The sequence below is a fragment of the Marinobacter sp. genome, assembly GCF_052094685.1.
Lineage (GTDB): Bacteria > Pseudomonadota > Gammaproteobacteria > Pseudomonadales > Oleiphilaceae > Marinobacter.
On sequence record NZ_JBQDKB010000044.1, the window covers coordinates 1 to 3,340 of the forward strand.

Consider the following 3,340-nt stretch of genomic DNA (forward strand, 5'->3'; position numbering starts at 1 on the left):
GCTAGCTTGGCGGATTATCGACGGCGTAATCGGTTTGATGATGGCGGCCATCGCGCTTCATCTTGCGTTCAACGGTAGCTTGTAGCTTTAATCAAAGCGTCTTGCGCCGGAGAAACGGTCTTTCCAGTAATAGCCGTTGAGCTCCGACATGATAACGCCGGAAGATGTGGATGCGTGGATAAAGCGGTTGTCGCCCATGTAAATACCCGCGTGCTGGTCTTTCCCCGCAATTCTAAAGAACACGATATCACCGGGTTTAACGTTTTCAGGCTGCACCACATCACCGTAACGCAGCATTTGCGACGTTGTGCGAGGCAGTGTTTGTCCTAGGCCTTCGCGATAGGCGGTGGTGATAAACCCCGAGCAATCGAAACCACGGCCTGTGGTGCCGCCGTATTGATAAGGTGTACCTTCATAGCGCTCAAAGGCCTGCCACAGTTTTTCTGCTTTTGCAGAACCCGGTGCAGCTTCAACGGGTGAGTAGTGAGCGCGCGCAGTGTCAGGCTGCACGCTCTGATTGCTGGCGCAGCCACCCATCACAAGGGATGTGAAGACTACAATGAAGGCATATTTAAAAGTCTGAGCCATGCAAAATCCTGAGCGGTTGTTCTTTATCCCACTTTATTATCGAATCGCCGGGATGTCAGGTTACGGTTTGCGGGATTTGTTATCCTTGCACCATGCTAAAAATATCTAATGCTGTTGAAATCGCTGATTGGGAGCTGGAAATTACCCAGATCCGGGCCCAGGGCAATGGTGGCCAGAACGTTAATAAAGTGGCTTCGGCCGTGCACCTGCGCTTCGATATTCAAAATTCTGCCCTACCTCCTTTCTATAAGGAGCGCCTTTTGGCGCTTCAGGATCAGCGCATAAACAAAGACGGCGTTATTATTATCAAAGCCCAGTCCCATCGTACGCTGGAGCTTAACAAGGACGACGCCCTTGAGCGCCTGAAGGAATTGATACAAGAGGCTGTCAAAATTCAAAAGGCACGCCGCGCAACCCGGCCCTCAAAATCTGCCCGGCGCAAAAGAGTGGATCACAAGACACGAAAAGGTAAAACCAAAGCTCTGCGGGGTAAGGTTCAGGTTTGAACTAACCCAGGTTACGCTTTATGAGGCTAGAGTTTGCCAATAAAGAACTCTATATCGGCGAAGGCGTCTTCGGCTTCTGGCAGCATCGGGGTGAAAATCTGCCAGACATGAACCATGCCGGGCCAAGTGTGTAGTGTTACCGGAGAGCCCGCAGCTTTTGCTTTCGCGGCATACCGTCGGGCGTTATCCAGTAGCATCTCCGTATCGCTGACTTGAATCAGTGTTGGAGGCAGGTTGGTGAGGTTGCCTAAGAGTGGCGATGCGACTGGGCTGGTCGGTGAAATACGGAATGCTGCAAGTGTTGCCCACCAGATCACCGGCCGGGGGATTTTTGAAAGACCTCCAAATGCCGGGCCTAACAGGGCATCTGTCGAGATATTGCTGCGGTTGCTGGGAGCCGAGAGAGTGAGATCTGTAGAGGGGGAGAGTGCAACCGCACCGTTAGCCTGGCGCAGGCCGCTTTCCCGAATCCAGGCCAGAAGACCCAAGGTATGGCTACCACCCGCTGAATCGCCCGCCACCAGAATAAATGTAGCTTCACTTGGGCTGTCTGGGCCGTTTTCTATCAGCCAGGTATAGGCTTTACGGCAATCACGCACGCCATCCATAAACCGGTGCTCTGGCATCAGGCGGTAGTCCACGGCAAAGACGGCTGCGTTGGCTGCATGAGACAGGCGATCCGTAATGGCCCGATGGCTGCGCGGGCTGCCCGCTGCCCAAGCGCCGCCGTGAATGTAAAGAATTCGCCGCTGGGTATCAGTGCCTGGCGCAATGACCCATTCACCATTCGGATTTTCGCAATGCCGGATCTCCGATTTCAATTCCAGGCCATCACTCAGGCCGTCCATGTGCTTTCGCACCGCCATTAGCCGCGCTTTGCCACGAAGGCCTTTAGCCGCCCGGCCCATTTCCCCGATGCGATCCAAAACGTCCTGATTTTCTGCACTGGGTAGAGTATCCCTCACGGAATATTCTTCTTGATCCAAATAGGACAAATCTTCAATTCGAAACAGGAAAAGAGTTAGTGCAGCGATGAGCAAAACAACAGCGGCAACAATCCAGACCATAATTTGTTCGTACTCTTAGGGGTGGCGAGGGTTGGCCCTGTTAGCTTGGGCACACTATGCTTTAGGTAGATTACATCGAATTTCTGCGATGAATGCCTTCAAATGTCACAAAAGGGGAAAGGCTTTGCAAATTGCATATAGGGCCAAGGACATCACTGAGGCGCATATTGTCGCTGGATTACTGAAGGCCAATGACATTGAAACCTACGTAGGTGGTGACTACTTGCAGGGCGCAATGGGTGAGATTGGTGCCGCCGGTTTCAGTAATATCCATGTAGAAGATGAAGATTTCTACTCCGCCCGACAGGTGATTACGGAATATGAAGCGAGCAGCCGTGTAACCCTTGCCAAGAATAGCGACGAAAGTAAGCCAGATTCTTATGCGCGCTGGTTCTTACTGGTTTTAGCAGTGCTGACATTGATCTGGCTGAATCTTTGATAAGCACAAGCACATAAAATTTAACGGATAAATGGAGCGTAAAATGTATGTCAGATAATCCCGTTATGCTGATTACCGGCGCATCATCCGGCATTGGTGCCGCGACGGCCCGCGCGGCCGCCAAAGAAGGTTACCGCCTTGTTCTGGCAGCGCGATCTGCAGACAAGCTGAAAGACTTGCAGGCGGAGCTCGGTGGTGGCAGCGAAGTGCTGATTGTTGAGTGCGATGTGCAGAAGGGTGACGATCAGAAGTCTATGATTGAGGAGGCTCTGAACACCTTCGGGCGGATTGACTCTGTATTTGCTAATGCCGGCCGCGGCGGGGAGCCGGGTGGCTTTAGCGAAGCCGATCCGGATGTTTGGAAGGATATGATTCTCACCAATATTTACGGCGTAGGCCTGACCGTTCAGCATTGTCTTCCGGCCCTTCGGGAAAGCAAGGGGCACTTGCTTCTGACAGGCTCCGCCGCAGGCAGGGTGACCATTCCCGGCTCAATGTACAGCGCAACCAAGTGGGCTGTTTCGGCGATTGGTTACGGTGTTCGGGAAGAGTTACGTGGTTCAGGGGTGCGGGTGACTTTGATAGAGCCCGGTATGGTAGATACGCCGTTTTTCGATAAGCCGCCGGCTCATGCACTGATGCCGGAAGACATTGCTCGTGCAGTGATCTATGCGGTGTCCCAGCCTTCCCATGTGGATGTGAACGAAATTCTGGTGCGGCCAACGCCGGCTGAATAGCAA

General features: G+C 52.8%; 5 protein-coding genes. 3 read left to right on the forward strand and 2 right to left on the reverse strand.

What is annotated here, in order from left to right:
• Positions 1-87: 87 nt before the first annotated feature.
• The gene (locus ACTH3S_RS10330) at positions 88-588 is read right to left on the reverse strand and encodes a C40 family peptidase (protein ID WP_441808928.1); all 501 of its coding nucleotides are present in this window, start codon (positions 586-588) and stop codon (positions 88-90) included.
• Positions 589-680: 92 nt separating this feature from the next.
• Between ACTH3S_RS10330 and arfB the strand changes: the two genes are divergently transcribed.
• Positions 681-1,094 carry an alternative ribosome rescue aminoacyl-tRNA hydrolase ArfB gene (arfB, locus tag ACTH3S_RS10335; protein WP_441808929.1) on the forward strand — a complete coding sequence of 138 codons (414 nt, stop codon included), beginning with the start codon at positions 681-683 and terminating at the stop codon, positions 1,092-1,094.
• A 26-nt stretch (positions 1,095-1,120) separates the two neighbouring features.
• Here the strand turns inward: arfB and ACTH3S_RS10340 are convergent, their stop codons facing one another.
• Positions 1,121-2,161 carry an alpha/beta hydrolase gene (locus ACTH3S_RS10340; RefSeq protein ID WP_441808930.1) on the reverse strand — a complete coding sequence of 347 codons (1,041 nt, stop codon included), beginning with the start codon at positions 2,159-2,161 and terminating at the stop codon, positions 1,121-1,123.
• A gap of 124 nt (positions 2,162-2,285) precedes the next feature.
• Here ACTH3S_RS10340 and ACTH3S_RS10345 point away from each other — a divergent pair, with 124 nt between their 5' ends.
• Positions 2,286-2,600, forward strand: a complete 315-nt coding sequence (locus ACTH3S_RS10345) for a putative signal transducing protein (RefSeq protein ID WP_441808931.1) — start codon at positions 2,286-2,288, stop codon at positions 2,598-2,600.
• A gap of 47 nt (positions 2,601-2,647) precedes the next feature.
• Complete coding sequence (locus tag ACTH3S_RS10350; RefSeq protein ID WP_441808932.1) at positions 2,648-3,337, forward strand: SDR family oxidoreductase; 690 nt, start codon at positions 2,648-2,650, stop codon at positions 3,335-3,337.
• Positions 3,338-3,340 lie beyond the last annotated feature (3 nt).